Source organism: Collinsella sp. OF02-10 (assembly GCF_003463445.1).
Classification (GTDB): Bacteria; Actinomycetota; Coriobacteriia; order Coriobacteriales; family Coriobacteriaceae; genus Collinsella.
Window position 1 is genome coordinate 6462 of record NZ_QSCW01000022.1, and the last position, 18890, is coordinate 25351.

At 63.3% G+C, this 18890-nt stretch carries 20 protein-coding genes and 3 tRNA genes; 22 read left to right on the top strand and 1 reads right to left on the bottom strand.

The window, feature by feature from the left end:
* The 22 genes from DXA43_RS10630 to DXA43_RS09125 all read left to right on the top strand — a co-directional run.
* On the top strand, positions 1-94 hold a 94-nt coding region (locus DXA43_RS10630; RefSeq protein ID WP_370448011.1), incomplete at its 5' end, for a hypothetical protein.
* 6 nt (positions 95-100) lie between these two features.
* Positions 101-176 (top strand) — tRNA-Ile (locus tag DXA43_RS09025).
* A gap of 480 nt (positions 177-656) precedes the next feature.
* Positions 657-729, top strand: a tRNA-Ala gene (locus tag DXA43_RS09030).
* A 75-nt stretch (positions 730-804) separates the two neighbouring features.
* A complete protein-coding gene (locus tag DXA43_RS09035) occupies positions 805-2838 on the top strand; it encodes an ABC-F family ATP-binding cassette domain-containing protein (protein ID WP_117806920.1) in 2034 nt (677 codons plus the stop codon).
* Positions 2825-3121 carry a hypothetical protein gene (locus DXA43_RS09040; RefSeq protein ID WP_233502368.1) on the top strand — a complete coding sequence of 99 codons (297 nt, stop codon included), beginning with the start codon at positions 2825-2827 and terminating at the stop codon, positions 3119-3121. The genes DXA43_RS09035 and DXA43_RS09040 overlap by 14 nt, the downstream gene beginning before the upstream one ends.
* Before the next feature lie 9 nt (positions 3122-3130).
* Positions 3131-3814 carry a site-2 protease family protein gene (locus DXA43_RS09045; RefSeq protein ID WP_117583159.1) on the top strand — a complete coding sequence of 228 codons (684 nt, stop codon included), beginning with the start codon at positions 3131-3133 and terminating at the stop codon, positions 3812-3814.
* Between the two features lie 84 nt (positions 3815-3898).
* Positions 3899-4708, top strand: coding sequence for a ScpA family protein (locus DXA43_RS09050; RefSeq protein ID WP_117806921.1), 810 nt, complete (start codon positions 3899-3901; stop codon positions 4706-4708).
* An 11-nt stretch (positions 4709-4719) separates the two neighbouring features.
* Complete coding sequence (gene scpB, locus DXA43_RS09055) at positions 4720-5448, top strand: SMC-Scp complex subunit ScpB (protein WP_117806923.1); 729 nt, start codon at positions 4720-4722, stop codon at positions 5446-5448.
* Entirely contained in the window at positions 5435-6400 is a 966-nt protein-coding gene (locus DXA43_RS09060; RefSeq protein WP_370448010.1) for a pseudouridine synthase, read from the top strand. Before scpB ends, DXA43_RS09060 begins: the two co-directional genes overlap by 14 nt.
* A gap of 67 nt (positions 6401-6467) precedes the next feature.
* A complete protein-coding gene (gene cmk / locus DXA43_RS09065; protein ID WP_117806926.1) occupies positions 6468-7154 on the top strand; it encodes a (d)CMP kinase in 687 nt (228 codons plus the stop codon).
* 3 nt (positions 7155-7157) lie between these two features.
* Complete coding sequence (locus DXA43_RS09070) at positions 7158-7886, top strand: lysophospholipid acyltransferase family protein (protein WP_117806927.1); 729 nt, start codon at positions 7158-7160, stop codon at positions 7884-7886.
* A gap of 2 nt (positions 7887-7888) precedes the next feature.
* The gene (locus DXA43_RS09075) at positions 7889-8788 is read left to right on the top strand and encodes a 4-hydroxy-3-methylbut-2-enyl diphosphate reductase (protein ID WP_117654757.1); all 900 of its coding nucleotides are present in this window, start codon (positions 7889-7891) and stop codon (positions 8786-8788) included.
* A gap of 2 nt (positions 8789-8790) precedes the next feature.
* Entirely contained in the window at positions 8791-10233 is a 1443-nt protein-coding gene (locus tag DXA43_RS09080; RefSeq protein WP_117806929.1) for a DUF512 domain-containing protein, read from the top strand.
* Positions 10234-10243: 10 nt separating this feature from the next.
* On the top strand, positions 10244-11578 hold the full coding sequence (gene der, locus DXA43_RS09085) for a ribosome biogenesis GTPase Der (RefSeq protein ID WP_117806930.1): 1335 nt from the start codon (positions 10244-10246) through the stop codon (positions 11576-11578).
* The gene (plsY, locus tag DXA43_RS09090) at positions 11571-12254 is read left to right on the top strand and encodes a glycerol-3-phosphate 1-O-acyltransferase PlsY (protein WP_117806932.1); all 684 of its coding nucleotides are present in this window, start codon (positions 11571-11573) and stop codon (positions 12252-12254) included. Before der ends, plsY begins: the two co-directional genes overlap by 8 nt.
* Positions 12255-12263: 9 nt before the next feature.
* Complete coding sequence (locus DXA43_RS09095) at positions 12264-13271, top strand: NAD(P)H-dependent glycerol-3-phosphate dehydrogenase (RefSeq protein WP_117806933.1); 1008 nt, start codon at positions 12264-12266, stop codon at positions 13269-13271.
* Positions 13272-13289: 18 nt separating this feature from the next.
* Positions 13290-13961 (top strand): ribulose-phosphate 3-epimerase, encoded by a 672-nt coding sequence (gene rpe, locus DXA43_RS09100; protein ID WP_117758054.1) that lies wholly within the window; start codon positions 13290-13292, stop codon positions 13959-13961.
* 6 nt (positions 13962-13967) lie between these two features.
* On the top strand, positions 13968-15146 hold the full coding sequence (locus DXA43_RS09105) for a cysteine desulfurase family protein (RefSeq protein WP_117806934.1): 1179 nt from the start codon (positions 13968-13970) through the stop codon (positions 15144-15146).
* On the top strand, positions 15143-15952 hold the full coding sequence (locus DXA43_RS09110; protein WP_117806936.1) for a Nif3-like dinuclear metal center hexameric protein: 810 nt from the start codon (positions 15143-15145) through the stop codon (positions 15950-15952). Before DXA43_RS09105 ends, DXA43_RS09110 begins: the two co-directional genes overlap by 4 nt.
* The gene (locus DXA43_RS09115) at positions 15949-16668 is read left to right on the top strand and encodes a zinc ribbon domain-containing protein (RefSeq protein WP_117716123.1); all 720 of its coding nucleotides are present in this window, start codon (positions 15949-15951) and stop codon (positions 16666-16668) included. The genes DXA43_RS09110 and DXA43_RS09115 overlap by 4 nt, the downstream gene beginning before the upstream one ends.
* Before the next feature lie 2 nt (positions 16669-16670).
* Complete coding sequence (gene coaBC, locus DXA43_RS09120) at positions 16671-17885, top strand: bifunctional phosphopantothenoylcysteine decarboxylase/phosphopantothenate--cysteine ligase CoaBC (protein WP_233540060.1); 1215 nt, start codon at positions 16671-16673, stop codon at positions 17883-17885.
* Positions 17886-17965: 80 nt separating this feature from the next.
* A tRNA-Pro gene (locus DXA43_RS09125) sits at positions 17966-18042 on the top strand.
* A gap of 605 nt (positions 18043-18647) precedes the next feature.
* On the opposite strand, the gene DXA43_RS09130 is transcribed toward DXA43_RS09125, so the two are convergent.
* Positions 18648-18890 (bottom strand): ATP-binding protein (locus DXA43_RS09130; RefSeq protein WP_233540061.1); only part of this gene is annotated, 243 nt, incomplete at its 5' end.

Below are 18890 nucleotides of genomic sequence, written 5' to 3' on the forward strand. Positions count from 1 at the left end.
TGCGTTGAACGGGTGCCGCGAGCATGGTAGTATTTCACGACGTGGTGCAACGCTTCTCTACACGGAAGTCCTCCATTACCTTTGCAACCACTAATCATAAGGGCTCTTGGCGCAACGGTTAGCGCAGGGGACTCATAATCCCTGGGTTCTGGGTTCGAATCCCGGAGGGCCCACCAGGTTTTTCAACAGACCAGGCAATATGTCTGGTCTGTTTTCTTTTTCATCGCAGTGGTTTTCACTTACAAATAGCCTGCCTACTAACTTCCGGGCGCCCTCGGTCGGCTGCGCGCGACGCTGCCGCTACGGAACCGGCCCATCTACTACGTTTAGCCCCGACCCCTCGACCATACCCCGTATTTCGCGAAAACCGCAGGCCGTCTACCTGCGGTTTTATTTTTGCCCGAGACGTCATGGTCGGGGGATGTGGGCCAAACGTAGTAGATGGCCCGGTTCCGTGGCGTGAGGTCCCCGGGGGCGGCCGGGCGGGTGCCGGGAAGGAGGGCGGCGGCCACGCCGCCGCCCGCGGGGCGCGCCCCGCGGGCAATTCCGGGCATCGCGTGTCTCTTCGGCCTCGTGCCCGTTCCGCGCGCCGCAGAATATTTTCCAAAATTGTCCTTGCATCGTCGTCCGAGTTCCCGTATAGTACTTTTTCGCACGGGGGCGTAGCTCAGCTGGGAGAGCGCTTGACTGGCAGTCAAGAGGTCAGGGGTTCGACCCCCCTCGTCTCCACCCGAGCATTGAATGAGGCTCCAACGCAAGTTGGGGCCTTTTTTCATATAGGCACACAAGGTCAAAGGCGGCACCATGATCCTCCTGGTCGACAAGATCGAAAAAAGCTTCGGCGCGCGCGTCCTCTTTAGCGGCGCGTCCTTCCAGATCAACCCCGGCGAGCGCTTCGCGCTCGTTGGCCCCAACGGCGCCGGCAAAACCACCATGCTCAAAATCATCATGGGCATCGACAGCCCTGACGCCGGCCAGGTCCAGTACGCCAAGGACTGCCAGGTAGGCTACCTAGAGCAGGAAACCAACCTGGAGCAAAAGGACACCACCATCCTCGCCGAGGTCATGGCCGCTGCCAAGGAAATCCGTCGCATGGGCGAGCGCGCCAACGAGCTGCAGGCCCAGATCACCGAGCTCTCCGAGCAGGGCAAGGACGTCGACGCGCTCCTAAACGAGTACGGCCAGGTCCAGGACCGCTTTGAGCACCTGGGCGGATACGAGCTCGAGAGCAACGCCCGCAAGATTCTGTCCGGCCTGGGCTTTAAGGTCACCGACTTTGAGCGCCCGTGCTCCGAGTTCTCGGGCGGCTGGCAGATGCGCATCGCGCTGGCTAAGCTCTTCCTGCGCCACCCCGACCTGCTCCTTCTGGACGAGCCCACCAACCACTTGGACCTCGAAAGCGTCCAGTGGCTGCGTGGCTTTATCGCCAACTACGACGGCGCCGTCCTCATCGTCAGCCACGACCGCGCCTTTATGGACGCCTGCGTCGACCATGTCGCCGCTCTCGAAAACCGCCGCGTGACCACCTACACCGGCAACTACAGCAGCTACCTCAAGCAGCGCGAGGACAACCTGGAGCAGATGCGCGCCAAGCGCGCCGCCCAGGAGCGCGACATCGCCCATATGCAGGTCTTCGTCGACAAGTTCCGCTACAAGCCCACCAAAGCCGCCCAGGCCCAGGAGCGCATCCGCAAGATCGAGCAGATCAAAAAGGAGCTTGTCATCCTGCCCGAGGGCCACAAGCACATCGACTTTAAGTTCCCCGACCCGCCGCGCTCCGGCGACATGGTCGTGGGGCTCGAGGGCGTCTCCAAGTCCTACGGCGACAAGCACATCTACAGCAACATCGACCTCAAGCTCTACCGCGGCGAGCACGTGGCACTCGTCGGCCCCAACGGCGCCGGCAAGTCCACCCTCATGAAGATCCTCGCCGGCCTGGAGCCGCCCACCACCGGCACCCGCGATCTGGGCACCAACGTGGGCGTGGCCTATTACGCCCAGCACGCGCTCGAGGGCATGACCGAGTCCAACACCGTCCTGCAAGAGATCGACACCGTCACGCCCAAGTGGACCGTGCCGCAGCAGCGCAGCCTGCTGGGTGCCTTCCTGTTTAGCGACAACGACGCAATCGAAAAGCAGGTACGCGTCCTCTCCGGCGGTGAAAAGGCACGTCTGGCCCTGGCAAAGATGCTTGTGGCCCCCGAGGCGCTCCTGTGCCTGGACGAGCCCACCAACCACTTGGACATCGACTCGGTGGATATGCTCGAAAACGCCCTGCAAAACTTCCCCGGCACCATCGTGCTGATCAGCCATGACGAGCACCTGGTACGCGCCGTTGCCAACCGCGTGATCGACATCCGCGATGGCAAGGTTACGGTCTATGACGGCGACTACGACTACTACCTCTACAAGCGCGAGGACCTTGCGGCCCGCGCCGCTGCCGAGACGGCAGGGGAGAGTGCGCCGGCCACGGCCAAGTCCACCAAAGCCAGCGCCGCCCAGGCCGACACCCCCGCAGCTGCCCCCAAACCCGCCGAGGGCAAAAAAACCAAGGAGCAAAAGCGCGCCGAGGCCCAAGCCCGCGCAGCGCTCAATAAAAAGCTCAAGGGCGTGCGCAACCAGCTCAAGAAGATCGAGACGGAGCTCGACAAAAAGCGTGCCCGCTATGACGAGCTTATGGAATTGATGGCAAGCGAAGAGCTTTATGCCGATCAAGACAAGTTCAACGCCGCGCTGGGGGAATATAACGGCCTTAAGCAAGAGCTACCCAAGCTCGAGGACGAATGGCTGGAGCTTTCCACCCAGATCGAAGAGGAGACCGCGCGTGAACTCTCGTAAGGCCGCTGCCGTGGCGATGAGCATCATCGCCATCGCCTGTCGCATCTGCGGCATCTTTATGAGCGCGATGACCGTGCTGCTGTGCTTTAGCGGCCTCACCGCCAAGCTGCAGATCGTGGGCTTTGTCGTTGAGCTTTCGCGAGCGCTGCCGAGCGCCATCGCCGGCTACGGCGTCATCACGTCGCCTTTTGGCGGCGTGTTCCGCCTGGATTACGCCATCGTCGCCGTGATCCTGTTTGCGATCGACTATCTGCTCACGCGCGCCTCGCGCCGCGTCCGCTAGTGGGGCGCCATGTCCAGCAGCTACCTCATGAACCTACTCGCCAGCGCCGTCGCCGTCATCGTGGGCATCGTGATCCACGAGAGCGCGCACGCCGCCGCGGCCTGGGCACTCGGCGATAAGACGGCCCGTTCGCGCGGACGCGTCTCACTCAACCCGCTCAACCATATCGACCCGTTTGGCACCATCATCCTGCCGCTGCTCATGCTTGCCGCCGGCGGCCCGGTGTTCGCCTTCGCCAAACCCGTACCCGTCTACCTCAACAACCTCAAACACCCCAAGCGCGACGAGGTCCTGGTGAGCGCAGCCGGCCCCGCGTCGAACATCGCACTCGCGTGCCTCGCGGCCGCCCTCATGCACGCAGCGTACGGCAACCTCTACACCAGCATGTCCTTTGCCGTGGCGTCACAGATCATGAACTTCGGCGCCACGTTCATCGTGGTCAACCTGTCACTCGCGTTCTTCAATCTCATCCCGATCCCGCCGCTCGACGGCTCGTCGATCATCGTGCCGTTCCTCAAAGGCAAGGCGCTCGCCAGCTACTACCGCCTGCAGCAATACGCCATGCCCATCCTCATCTTGGTGTTGTACCTGCTGCCCATGTGGACCGGCATCGACGTGATCGGCCGGTATTTCGACGTTACCGTGTATCCGCTGGCAGAGCAGCTGCTCACCTTCGCAATCGCCGGTATCTAGGGTAAACTTACAAATCGACCGTGCAAATCGGTCGCAACATGCACCCAAACCGCGCCGCGAAGGCGCCGTCAAAGGAGGTCGAAGATGTCGTATCGCGTGTCGACGCAGGTCTACAGCGGACCGTTCGACCTGCTGCTGCAGCTGGTTACCCGCCAAAAAGTCGATATCGGCGCTATCTCGATCAGCGAGGTGGCCGAGCAGTACCTTGCCGAGGCCGAGCGCATCGAGGCGCTGGACCTGGACGTGGCGAGCGATTTTTTGCTGGTCGCAGCAACCCTTTTGGACATCAAGGCCGCCTCGTTGGTGCCGCAAGAGGCCCCGCGCAAAGCCGATGACGATGACGAGATCGACGATGACCTCGAAGAACTTAGCGCGCTCGACGGGGACGCCCTACGCGAGGTCCTGATCCAGCGCCTGATCGCCTACAAGCAGTTTAAAGGCGCGGCTGCGGCCCTCGGTGCCCGCATGCAGGCCGAAAGCCGCATGCACCCGCGTGTGGCCGGCCCCGACCCCGAGTTCCTGGGGCTCATGCCCGACTACCTGGCCGGCATCACCCTGCGCGGTCTGGCCGTCATCTGTGCCGACCTTGACGGCAAGCGACAGACCTTCTTGCTGGAAGCCGAGCACGTGGCGCCGCATCGTGTGCCGCTCGACCTGACCGTGGCCTCGGTCGATCGCTTTACCATGGCACACCAAACCTGCACCTTCCGTGAGCTGCTGGACGGCGACGCCACCACCGAGCAGCTCGTCGTCACCTTCCTGGCCATGCTCGAGCTCGCCAAGCGCGGCTCGCTCACGCTGAGCCAGGACGAGATCTTCGGAACCATCTGCATCAACCGAGTCGAGGGCGCCGAGGCATACGTGCCCGGCAAGGGCCCCGAGCTCACCGAATAGGAGCCGCAACCATGTCAACCCTTTCAACGCTGGAGGCAAACAGCCTCAAAGGCGCCCTCGAGGCGCTGCTGCTGGTGTCGAGCGACCCGGTGAGCGCGCCCGCGCTGGCAGGTGCGCTGGATATCGCCCCCGGCGAATGCGCGTCGCTGCTCGCCGAGCTCAAGGTTGAGTACGAGGAGGCCAACCGCGGCTTTCAGCTGCGCGAGGTCGCCGGCGGCTGGCGCTTGTTTACGCACCCCGCCTACCACGACGTAGTCGAGGCCTATGTGTTGAGCTGGGACACGCAAAAGCTGTCGCAAGCGGCGCTCGAAACCCTGGCCGTCATCGCATACCACCAGCCTGTGACGCGCGAGGTGGTCAAGGGCATCCGCGGCGTCAATTCCGACGGCGTCATCGCGTCGCTCGTCGACAAGGGCCTGGTGCGCGAGCTCGGCCGCGACCCCCAGCGCGGTCAAGCCATTATCTACGGCACGACCAACGCCTTCTTGGAAAAGTTCGGTCTGCGCTCCACCCGCGACCTGCCCGACCTGGAGCAGTTTGCCCCCGACGAACAGTCGCGTCAGTTTATCCGCGAGCGCCTGAGCGGCCGCAGTATTCAGTCCACGCTCGAAGAGCAGGCTGAGGACCTGGACGAAGAGCGCGAACTGCTCGATACCGATGTTGAAGATGTTGAGGCAGTCGAGAACTTGGAGACCCTGGTCGTCGACGAGACCTCGGAGGATTTGCATGACGAGGACTAACGAAGTAGGGGAGACGCGCGCCATGGGCAACGCAATACCCGCAACCGACACCCAGCCTGTCTATCCGCACACCATGCGCCTGCAGCGCTTTTTGGCGCGTGCGGGCGTGGCGAGCCGCCGCGGCTCGGAGGACCTGATGACCGCCGGCCGCGTGAACGTCAACGGCCAGGTCGCGACCGAACTAGGTACCAAGGTCGACGTCGACCGCGACCATATCGAGGTCGACGGCATGCCCGTCAAGCTCAACCAGGGCGCCGTGTACCTGATGCTCTACAAGCCGACCGGCTACCTCACCACCATGAGCGATCCGCAGGAGCGCCCTTGCGTGGCCGACCTGGTCCCCCGCGACCGCTTTCCGGGACTTTTCCCGGTGGGCCGCCTGGACCGCGACACCACGGGCCTTTTGCTCTTTACCACCGACGGCGACCTGTCGCAGGACCTGCTGCACCCCAGCAAGCACGTCTACAAGACCTACCAGGCACTCGTTGACGGCCAGCTGTCCGACCGCGATCTAGACCCACTCCGCCGTGGCATCGAGCTCGACGACGGCCTGTGCCAGCCGGCGATCTGCCGCGTCATCAACGCGCGCGAGGCCGAGGCCGTAGCTCCCCAAGGCATCAAGCCCGGCACCACCGCCGTGGAGGTCATCATCCGCGAGGGGCGCAAGAACCAGGTCAAGCGCATGCTGAGCAAGATTCACCATCCGGTGATCCGCCTGCACCGCTGCAACTTTGCCGGCCTTGAGCTCGAGGGCGTGGCCAAGGGCTCGTGGCGCGAGCTCACCGACCGCGAGGTGCAGATCCTCAAGGCCGGCGGCATCCCGCCCAAGCAGGCGATCGACAAGCGAAACGGCGGCAAGCCCCAAGACACGCCCGCCAGTCGCACGCGTCACCACGGTAGCCACGGCTCCGCACCCAAGCGCAACACCTACCGCGAGCGCTACACGGGCTAGACAACCCGCCGTGCCCCCAGCGCCCGCGAACCATACCAGCACGTCAACCATCGAAAGGAAGCATTGCATGATCGTCGCCATCGACGGCCCCGCCGGTTCCGGCAAGTCCACTATCGCCAAGGAGATCGCCCGCCGGCTGGGCTTTAACAAGCTCGACACGGGCGCCATGTATCGCGCCGTCACCTTCGCCGCGCTCGACCGCGGCATCGATCTGGACGACGAGACGGCCATCGACGCCCTCGCCGAGCAGATCGAGATTCGCTTTACCAACGGCACCGGCGAGGACACGCGCCTGACCATTGACGGCCAGGACGCTTCGGCCGCCATCCGTACCCCGCAGGTCGACGCCAACGTATCCAAGGTCTCGGCCTACCCGGGCGTGCGCGCCGCCATGCTCATTCACCAGCGCCGCGCCGCCGAGGACCGCGATATCGTGGCCGAGGGTCGCGACATCGGTACCGTCGTATTCCCCAACGCGCAGGTCAAGGTCTTCCTGACCGCTGACCCGCGCGAGCGCGCCCGTCGCCGCGTGCTGCAGCGCCACCAGAACGACGCCCAGACGCTCACCACCGAGCAGCTCGAGGCCGAGGTCGACGAGACCCTCGACGCCCTCAAGCAGCGCGATAAACTCGACAGCAGCCGCGAGGTGGCGCCGCTCGTGCCCGCCGAGGACGCCGTGCACGTCGACTCCACCGCCCACACCATCGACGAGGTCGTCTCGATAATCGAGGACCTCATCAACCAAAGGAGGTAGGCCATGCGCCTGTTTAAGCAGACGCCCGAGGATTATTACAACGCTCCCTATGCCGAGTTCCCGGCGCTCATCCGCGGCACCGTCGTCGTAGTCATGGCCATCCTTTGGGCCTTCTCCAAGCTCATGTGGCGTTGGAAGGTCGAGGACGCTGACCTGCTGTTTGAGCGCCAGGACGGACGCGGCAGCGTGGTCATCTGCAACCACACCTCGATGGCCGAGCTCTTGGCCGTGGAGACGGCGCTGTTCTTTGGCGGGCGCCGCATCCGCCCCATCTTTAAGTCCGAGTTCGCCAAGAGCAAGATCGTACGCTGGGCCTTTAGCCGCGTGGGCGGCATTCCCGTGGAGCGCGGCACCGCCGACATGAAGTGCCTGCGCGCCGCCCAGCATGCGCTGCAGCGCGGCGAGGACGTCCTGATCTTCCCCGAGGGCACGCGCATCCGCTCGCGCGAGATCAAGCCCGAAGTCCATGGCGGTTTTGCGCTCATCGCTCAGATGGGCAAGGCGCCCGTCAACCCACTTGCCATCTGTGGCTGGTCCGACATCACGCCCGCGGGCAAAAAGCTCATGCGTCCCAAGAAGTGCTGGATTCGTGCCGGCAAGGCCGTCTCGCTTTCGGACGCGCCGGCCGGGCTTAAGCGTACGGAGCGCCTGGCCTGGTTTGAGTCCGAGGCCATGAACCGCGTCTACGCCATGCGTGACGAGCTGTGCGCCGAGCATCCGGGCAGGTTCTAGCCATGATCGAGAACGTGACGAACACCGCCGCGACTGCGTCCGACCACGCAACCGCACCTACCATCGAGATCGCCGCCCACGCCGGCACTTGCTACGGCGTACAGCGTGCGCTCGATATGGCGCTGGCCGCTGCGCCGCAGGCAGGGGAGTGCAATCAGGTCCATACCTTGGGTCCGCTCATCCATAACCCTATCGTGGTGCGCGAGCTCGCTGAGGCAGGCGTTAGCCTGGCTGAGAACCTGGATAGCGCCGCAACCGGTACCGTGATCATCCGCGCCCACGGCGTGGTGCCGCAAGTGATCGATGCTGCCCGCGAGCGCGGCCTTACCGTGGTCGACGCCACCTGTCCCTACGTGAAGAAGGTCCATGTGGCCGCCGAGCGCCTGGTACGCGAGGGCTACCGCGTGGTAGTCGTAGGCGAGCCGGGCCATCCCGAGGTTGAGGGCATCTTGGGCCACGCCGGCAATGATGCACAGGTCGTGAGCTGTGCCGCCGACGCCACCGCCTTGTCGCTCAAGGGCAAGGTAGGCCTCGTCGTGCAAACCACCCAGACTGCGCAGAACCTCGCCGAGGTCGTGGCTGCTATCACCCCGCGCGTGCAGGAGCTGCGCGTGATCAACACCATCTGCGCCGCCACGAGTGAGCGTCAACAGGCAGCAGCCACACTTGCCAACCGCTGCGACTGCATGGTCATCGTGGGCGGCAAGAACTCGGGCAACACCCGCCGCCTGGCGCAGATTTGCGCAGACGCCTGCGAGCGCACGCATCACATCGAGGAAGCTTCCGAGCTCCAGGCCGCGTGGTTTGCCGACGCTCACCACATCGGCATCACCGCCGGAGCCTCCACCCCGCAAGAACACATCGAACGCGCCGTCACGCGCATCAAGGAGCTTTGCCGCTAACCATGGACCAGACCGTACCCGCATACGCCGCCGAGGTGGCCGATTACGGGCGCAGCCGCGACCCCGAGCCGGGTGAGGGCGCGCTCGTCAAGAACGTGCGTCCCGAATCGCCCGCGTGGGATGTGGGTATCGAGCCGGGCATGCGCGTGCTCACGGTCAACGGTGAGCAGCTTACCGACATGATTGTGTGGCTCTGGGAGGCCGACGATGATACCGTCGAGCTCGAGGTTTTCGACCCGCGCGACGGCACCGTCACCCCCGTCGAGCTCGACCGCTTTCCCGGCGAGGATTGGGGTTTGGAGTTCGATGGCCCCATCTTCGACGGCATGCGTACCTGCGTCAACGCCTGCGTGTTCTGCTTTATGACCATGCTCCCCAAGGGCGGCCGCTCCACGCTCTATATTCGCGACGACGACTATCGCCTAAGCTTTTTGCAAGGCAACTTTGTCACGCTTACGAACCTCACCGACGAGGACGTGCAAAGCGTCATCCAGCGCAACATGAGTCCCATGAACGTGTCGGTCCACGCTGTGAGCCCCGACGTCCGCCGTCGTATGATGGGCCGTAACGCTCAGCGAGGCATGGACGTACTCGAGACCATCATGGCCGCCGGCATCGAGATTCACGCGCAGATTGTGCTGTGCCCCGGCATGAACGACGGCGAGGAGCTGGAAAAGACCCTGCGCTTTTGCGAGGAGCACGAGCAAATCACAAGCCTGGGCATCGTGCCGCTCGGCTTTACCAAGCATCAGAACCGTTTTAGCTGGTCCTACAGCGACAAGCCCGAGCTGGCGCGCGAGACCATTGCCATGATCCGTCCCTACCAGGACCGTGCCTTCGAGCGCTTTGGCCGCCACACCTTCCAGATGAGCGACGAGTTCTATCTGGACGCCGGCATCGATCCTCCCGAGGCGGACTTTTACGACGGTTACCCGCAGTACTACGACGGCATCGGCATGATCCGCTCGTATCTAGACGAGACCGACGACGTGCTTGCCGCCGATACCGAGCGTCTGGCCCGCGTCCGCGAGGCCATCGCCGCCCGCAGCCAGCACCTGCTGTGCCTCTCGGGCGCCAGCGCACGCGACACGGTGGCCCGCTTTGTGGAGTCGCCCCAGGGACTCGCCGGCACTGTCACGGCCATCAAGAACCGCTACTTTGGCGGCAACGTGGACGTGACCGGCCTCATCGTCGCGTGTGACATCTTGGAGCAGCTGCCCCAAGATCTGTCGGGGGTTATGCTCTTTGTGCCTAAGCTCATGTTCAACGCTGACGGCATGACGCTTGACGAGTATCATAGTGACGATTTACTCGCAAGCCTTACCAGTCGCGGCGCCGAGGTTCATGTGGTGTCGACCATGCCGCATGAGCTGCTCGATACCCTGGAGCACATCCTTGGCATTGTGCCTGCCGACTCTACTAATTCCGCTGACCCTACCCATTAAAGGAGAGCAGATGAAACCTATCGTCGCCGTCGTCGGACGCCCCAACGTGGGCAAGTCCACGCTCGTTAACCGCCTGGCCCAGACCTCGGACGCCATCGTCCACGAGTCTCGCGGCGTCACGCGCGATCGCTCATATCACACGGCCGATTGGAACGGCCGCGAGTTCACCATCGTCGACACGGGCGGTATCGAGCCGCTCAAGAGCGACGACGTCTTTGCCACGTCCATCCGCGACCAGGCGCTCGCCGCCGCCGAGGAAGCCGCCGTCATCCTGTTTGTGGTCGATGGCCGCACCGGCGTCACCGAGGAGGACGAGTCGGTCGCTCGCATGCTCAAGCGCTGCGACAAGCCGGTCTTTCTGCTGGTGAACAAGCTCGACAACCCCGATCGCGAGAACGACAGCATCTGGGAGTTCTATTCGCTCGGCATCGGTGAGCCCACGCCGCTCTCGGCCCTGCATGGTCATGGCACGGGCGACCTGCTCGACGATATCGTGGCCCTGCTTCCGGAGGAAGAGGACGAGGTCGCCGACGAGTTCCCCGATGCGCTGAACGTGGCCATCATCGGCCGCCCCAACGCCGGCAAGTCCTCGCTGTTCAACCGCATCCTAGGCGCCGACCGCTCTATCGTGTCCAACATTGCCGGCACGACGCGCGACGCCATCGACACCGTCGTGGAGCGCAACGGCAAGCACTACCGCATGGTCGACACCGCGGGCATCCGCAAGAAGAGCACCGTGTACGAGAATATCGAGTACTACTCGATGGTCCGCGGCCTGCGCGCCATCGACCGCGCCGACGTGGCGCTGGTCGTCGTCGACGCCTCCGTGGGCGTTACCGAACAGGACCAGAAGGTCATGGGTCCTGCCATCGAGCGCGGCTGTGCCATCGTTGTGCTGCTCAACAAGTGGGACCTGCTCGACGACGACCGCAAGCGCGAGGCCTGCATGGAGACCATCGACCGCCGTCTGGGCGTCATGGCTCCCTGGGCCCAGTACCTGCGCATCTCTGCCCTCACTGGCCGCAGCGTCGAGAAGATCTGGGCGATGGTCGACGCAGCCGAGAAGACGCGTTCGCAAAAGATCAGCACCTCGCGCCTCAACACGTTCCTCACCGACCTACGTGAGTTCGGCCACACCGTGGTGGACGGCAAGCGCCGCCTGCGCATGCACTACGTGACTCAGACGGGCGTCAATCCGCCGACGTTCACGTTCTTCGTCAACCACAGCGATCTGGTCAACGACACCTACCAGCGCTACGTGGAGAACCGCATGCGCTCGACCTTCGATTTTGCCGGCACGCCCATTCGACTCTTCTTTAGGAAGAAGGAACAAAAGGATGCATAATCCGATTCTGCTGACCGCCATCTGCGCCGTGGTCTCGTTCTTTATCGGAGCGATTCCGTTTGGCCTGATCCTGGGCCGCGTGTTCAACCACACCGACATTCGCAAGGCGGGTTCCGGCAACATCGGCACAACCAATGCGCTGCGCGTGGCCGGCCCTAAGGTGGCCGCGCTCACGTTGTTGCTCGACTGCCTTAAGGGCGCCATCTGTGTCCTTATCGCGCGCCCGCTCATCGCGAGCGTGGGCTATGGCTTCCCCGTGAGCATCATGGCCCCCGGCGCCGCCGGCGACTGGATGCTTGGCGTCGTCTGCCTGGCAGCCGTGTGGGGCCACATCTTCTCGCCCTACCTCAACTTCCATGGCGGCAAGGGTATCGCGGTTGGTCTGGGCGTCATCCTCGCTTGGTACTGGCCTATTGGCCTGTCGCTGCTGGGCATGTTTATCGTGGCCGTCGCCATCACAAAGTTTGTGTCGGTAGGCTCGCTTGCCGCGGCCATCGGTCTTCCCATCGCCGTCTGCGCGGTCTTTCCGTACAGCAGCCTGGGCCTCAAGTTCTGTATGGCGATGATCGGCATCACCGTGGTGTGGGCCCATCGCTCGAATATCCAAAAGCTCATGGCCGGTAAGGAGTCCAAGCTCTCGTTTACCAAGCGCGTCACCGAGCCCGACGATAAGTAGGAGAGAGTCATGAATGTTGCGCTGATTGGCTCCGGCTCCTGGGGAACCGCCGTCGCCGGCCTCGCCGCCGAGCGAGCCGAGCGCGTGACCATGTGGGCCCACAGCGAGCAAACGGCCACCGGCATCAATGCCGAGCACCGCAATCCCCGGTATCTGGTGGACTACGAGCTGCCCGGCAACGTTGTCGCCGCCACAGACCTGTCGCAGGCGCTCGACGGCGCCGAGGCCATCATCTTTGCCGTGCCCTCAACGCACCTGCGCAGCGTATGCCATCAGGCAGCACCCTTCATCGCCGCCGACACCCCGACACTCTGCCTCACCAAGGGTATTGAGCCCGAATCCGGCCTGCTTATGAGCGAGGTCATCGCCAGCGAGATCGGCAACGAGTCGCGTGTCGCGGCGCTCTCGGGCCCCAACCATGCCGAGGAGATCTGCCGCGGCGGGCTTTCTGCCGCCGTCATCGCCAGCAAAGATCCGCAGGTAGGGGAGACCTTTAAGGACCTGCTCCTATCCACGGCCTTCCGCATCTACCTGTCGCAGGACATGATCGGCGTCGAGGTTTGCGGCGCCATGAAAAACGTCATCGCCATCGTGTGCGGCATTTCCGGCGGTTCTGGTGCGGGCGACAACACGCTTGCCCTTATCATGACGCGCGGCCTGGCCGAGATCAGCCGTCTGGTGCACGCCCGCGGCGGTCAAGCCATGACCTGCATGGGTCTTGCCGGCATGGGTGACCTCATTGCCACCTGCACCTCCGAGCATTCGCGCAACCGCACCTTTGGCTACGAGTTTGCCCACGGCGTCTCGCTCGACGAGTACCAGGCACGTACGCATATGGTGGTCGAGGGCGCCGTCGCGGCCCGCAGCGTCAGTGAGCTTGCCCGTTCACTGGGCGTAGACATTCCGCTCACCTTTGCCGTGGAGCAAACGCTCTACAACGGTGTTACGTTGGATAGGGCGCTCGAGGTTCTTACCGACCGCGTACCCTCCCAAGAGTTCTACGGACTCACCGACTAGTGCAGAAAGGCTACTACCATGGGTTCCATTAAAATCGCTCCGTCCGTCCTCTCGGCCGACATGGCCAACCTCAAGGGCGAACTCGACAAGATCGCCGGTGCCGACTACGTGCACTTCGACGTAATGGACGGCCACTTTACCGGCAACCTCACCTTTGGCGTTGACATCCTCAAGGCCGTCAAGCGCTCCACCGACGTGCCGGTCGACGCGCACCTGATGGTGTCGAACCCCGACGAGACGGTCGATTGGTACGCCGACGCCGGTGCCGACATGATCACCGTGCACTACGAGGCTTCCACGCACCTGCACCGCACGCTCACGCATCTGCAGCAGCGCGGCGTCAAGGCCGGCGTGGTGCTCAACCCCGCCACCCCCGTGTGCGTGCTCGAGAGCATCATCGACGTCGTCGATATGGTGCTGCTCATGAGTGTGAACCCGGGCTTTGGCGGCCAGAGCTTTATCCCGGGCACGCTGCCTAAGCTGCACGAGCTTACGGCCATGTGTGAGCGTCACAGCGTGTCGCCCCTGATCGAGGTCGATGGCGGTATTTCTTCCAAGAACATCGCCGAGGTCGTCAAGGCCGGCGCCAACGTGCTCGTAGCCGGCTCCGCCGTTTTTAAGTCCGAAGATCCCGCCGCCGAGGTTGCGCTGCTGCAGAAGCTGGGCAATGAGGCCGCACAGGAGGCATAAACCCTTATGACCGCAGGTCAAAACCGCATACCCGTGAATCTTGACTATGCCGCCTCGACGCGCATGCGCGCCGAGGCGCTCCTTGCGCAGCGTGAGTACGATGATAGCGAGCTCGCCGGCGTCAACCCCAACTCGCTGCACTCACTTGGCCGCAAGGCCGCCGCACGCCTGGAAGTCGCCCGTCGCGAGATCGCCCGCAGCTTTGGCGCACGCGTTCGCCCGTCCGAGATCATCCTTACCAACGGCGGCACCGAGGCCAACCAGCTGGCGCTGCTCGGTCTTGCCGAGGGCGCTCGTCAGCGCGATCGCAAGCGTAACCGTGTGATCGTATCTGCCATCGAGCACGATTCGATTCTGGACAACCTGCCGCTGCTGCGCGCCGCCGGCTTTACCGTCGATCTGGTGCAACCCTGCCGTGCGGGCTACATTGAACCTGCCGCGCTCATCGAGCTGCTCGGCGACGACGTGGCGCTCGTAAGCATCATGGCCGCCAACAACGAGACCGGCGTGGTACAACCTATCCGCGAGCTTGCCTCGGCCGCGCATACCGCAGGCGCCCTGTTCCACACCGATGCCATCCAGGGCTACTTGCATATTCCGCTCGATGTCACCGAGCTGGGCGTCGACGCCATGTCCGTCGCAGCCCACAAGATTGGCGGTCCCGTGGCATCTGGCGCACTCTACCTTAAGAGCCGCACGCCGCTGCGCCCGCGCATCTTTGGGGGCGGACAGGAGGCCGGTCGTCGTGCCGGCACGCAAGACCTGCGAACGCAGCTCGCCTTTGCCGCTGCCGCCTCGTCTCTGACGCCCCATGTGGCTCAGGAGCGCGCGAAGCTGCAAACCCTTTCCGACAAGCTCTACGCCACGCTTACGGCCCACCCGCGCATTCACGCCACCATGGGTGACTACGCGCAAGCCGACCGTCTGCCCGGCATGGTATCGATCTACATTGACGGCATGGATTCCGAGGAACTCATCATCAAGCTCGACGCCGCCGGCTTTGAGGTGTCGGCAGGCTCGGCATGCTCGAGTGGCAGCATGGACCCGAGCCACGTACTCAGCGCGATGGGCATCGGCCGCGAACAGGCGCTGGGTGCCTTGCGCATCTCCTTCGATGATCGCGTGAATCCAGGCGATCTGGACGACTTTGCCCAGACGCTGCTCTCGATCGCAGGTGCCGCATGATCGTCGCCGAGCTCGAGCGCGCCCTACTGGCACGCTATCCCAAGGCGGACGCCGAGGGCTGGGATCACGTAGGACTCTCCGTGGGCGATCCGGCCGCGGAGATCACCGGCGTTGCCTGCGCACTCGATGCGACCGAGGCTAATGTTCGCCGCGCCCAAGAAGCAAGCGCCAACGTGCTGCTGACGCATCATCCCATATACATCAAGGCACCCGAGGCCTTTTGTCCGGCGGATGCCACACGCCCCCAGTGCAGCGCGGCGCTCTATGAGGCAGCCCGTTGCGGCGTGAGCATTATCTCGCTCCACACCAACCTGGACCGCTCGCACGAGGCACGTATCTGCCTAAGTAGGCTTTTGGACGCCGCGCCCGCAAGCTCGTTGGAGCACGTGGACGACCCCGAGGCCTGCGGACTGGGCGCACTCGCGACCCTCCACGACCCCTGCAGCCTGCGCAACCTTGCCGCACGCGCCGCAGCGGCGTTTGGCAGCGACCCGCGCGTGTGGGGCGAGGCCGATCACCCGTGCCGCACCATCGCAATTTTGGGCGGTTCGCTGGGTGACTTTGGCGAGCTTGCCATCGCCGCCGGTGCGGATGTCATCGTGACGGGCGAGGCGGGCTACCACGTGGCACAGGACCTTGCCTTGCGCGGGCTGCCGGTGATCTTGCTCGGCCACGACCGCTCCGAGGAGCCGTTCGTTGATATATTGATGAACTCTGCAGTTGACGCCGGGGTCGACCCCCGTCATGCAATTAAAATACTGAACCCTTGCCAATGGTGGACTGTGACAAAAGGAGAGAACTTATGAGCGCCGGCGCTACGCTACTCAAGCTGCAACAGATCGATTTGGAGCTCGCCCGCAACAAGAGCGAACTTGCCAATATGCCGGAGCTCAAGGAGCTCGCTTCCAAGCGCAAGACCTACGTTAAGCTCAAGGCCGAAATGACCAAGCTCTACGCCCAACGCAAGGACCTGGATATTGAGCTCGACGATCTCAACACCACCGAGATCCAGACCAATAACGCCATCGAGGCCGCTAAGAAGCGCCACGTTGACGGCTCCGACTACCGCGAGGTACAGGACCTGGAAAACGAGCTCGCCACCCTGGCCAAGCGCCTGGACAAGATTGAGCACACCCGCAAGGATGTCGTTGTCGCCCACAAAGAGGCGCTCGACCGCGAGACCCGCGCGCAGGCCATCATCGCCAAGTTCGAGGAGGGCGTGAAGGCCGATACCAAGGCCGCCCGCGCCAAGGCTGCCGACCTGCAGGCTCAGATCGAAGCCGCCACTAAGGAGCGCACCGCTCTTGCCGCCACGCTGCCGGCCAACGTGCTCACCGACTACGAGCGTCTGCTCAAGCAGTTCCGCGGCTTGGCCGTCGAGACCATCCAGGGCAACATCCCCACGGTCTGCCACACCGCGCTGCAGGCATCGTCCATGAGCGACCTCAACCACGACGGTAGCGAGATTACGCACTGTCCGTACTGCCACCGCCTCCTGGTGCTCCCGAGCAAGGAAGCCTAGCGATGACGGCGGCATCCAACAATTCAATGCAACTTGAGGGAAAAACGATCCTGCTGGGCATTACCGGCGGGATCGCCGCCTATAAGTCGTGCAATATCGTGCGCCTGCTGCAAAAGCGCGGCGCACGTGTCAAAGTTGTTATGAGCGAGCATGCCACGGAGTTCGTGGGCCCGCTCACGTTCCGCGCGCTCACCAATGAGCCGGTCGCGGTTGGGCTATTCGACGACCCGTCTGACCCCATCCACCATATCTCGCTTGCGCAGGAGCCCGATCTGGTGGTCGTGGCGCCCGCGACGGCCAATATCATCGCCAAGATGGCCAACGGCATCGCCGACGACCTCATCTCCACCACGCTGCTTGCCACGCCGCGCCCCATCGTGATCGCACCGGCCATGAACAATGGCATGTGGAAGGCACCGGCCACACAGGCCAACATGGCCACGTTGCGCGACCGCGGCGTTCACGTGGTGGGACCCGGCAGCGGCTACCTTGCGTGCGGCGACGTGGACACGGGCCGCATGAGCGAGCCCGAGGACATCGTCGAGGCTGTCTGTGAGGTGCTCAACCCCGTGCCGCAAGACCTGACGGGCAAGCGCATCGTCATCACCGCCGGCCCCACGCACGAGCCGATCGACCCGGTGCGATTCATTGGCAACCGTTCTTCGGGCAAGATGGGCATCGCCCTGGCGGGGGAGGCCGCACGTCGCGGTGCCGCCGTCACGCTCGTGCTGGGACCGACATCGCTCGATGTTCCCCGCGGTGTGGAGTGCGTGCACGTACAGACCGCCTCAGAAATGCTCAAGGCAGCGCTGAGCGCCTTCCAGACGGCCGACGCGGCCATTTGCGCCGCCGCCGTCGCCGACTACACGCCGGCGGCCCCGGCGGACCATAAACTCAAAAAGGCCAACGAGCGCCTGGATCGAATCGAGCTCGTCGAGACCGTTGACATCTTGGCCGAACTTTCACGCCAAAAGGGCGATCGCCTCGTAATCGGCTTTGCAGCCGAGACTGATAACGTCGTCGAGTACGCCGAGCGCAAATTGACCCGCAAAGGCTGCGATGCCATTATCGCCAACGATGTCTCACGCGCCGATTCGGGCTTTGGAACCGACACCAACAAGGCTTGGATCGTGAGCATAGCGGGTACGCAAGAACTACCCGTACTAACAAAACCCCAGCTCGCAGATACAATTTTGGACTTGCTTCAAAATTTGTAAAAAAGTTCTTGCACAAGGACAAAGTTTCGGGTTAATATACTCCCTGTTGCGAGCGAGAGCAGAGCAACAAACAAAAGCTTCGGGACGTGGCGCAGCTTGGTAGCGCACTTGACTGGGGGTCAAGGGGTCGCTGGTTCGAATCCAGTCGTCCCGACCAGAAGTTTGCAGGTCAGGCACTTAGTGCCTGACCTTTTTTGTTTTAAGCAATTGCTTAATTTTCAGTAAGCAACAGGGTGCCAAAAATCTACCTACGCGATAATCGCCTTTTGCGGCTACTTGCGCGTTTTGTACGCGCTTGAGCCGATTTATTAACGCGATATGATTCTACATACGCGCAGCAGGTACACGCCGAGAAAGGGCTGCATTTATCGCGGCGATTAACACAGATATAGCGACTATAACGGACAAGCGTGTCGCTGTATTTATTCCAGTAGTTCACTTGATCGGTGGACGAGTGGGCTGTTGCAGCGAAATGCCAAGCAGGATGAGCTCTACACGAGGACCCCGCAGGGTAATGGCGGGGGAGTGCGGCGGGCGCTCTGAGAGCCGCTGTATGAACCCATGTCTCCTTAACTCGATAATTTGTGTTTCAAGCCACGAATCGGTCGAGCAATTGCCAAAAGAACGGCCCATGCAGGATTGCACGGGCCTTACATCAGATCAAATTTGAGCTAGAAGCACCAAGCGGGGCAGACGCAACACCATCTCGTCGCGGCCTCGGCGAGCGACATATCGCAGTCGAGGTAGACATCGAGGAAATCGTCAGATCCCGCACAGGGGGACCGCGATGGTGGCCACCGCGCCGCCCGAGGGACTGTTGGCGAGCGAGACAGAGCCCCCGTGGGCGCTCGCGGCCTCGGAGGCGACGTGGAGGCCGAGCCCGTAGTGGCGGCCCCCGTCGCGCAAGGAGCGGGAGGAGTCGTCTGTGAAGAGGCGCTCACAGCCGCGTTCGAGGGCAGCGGGAGAGAAGCCCGGTCCGTCATCGGCCACCTCGATGACGAGGTG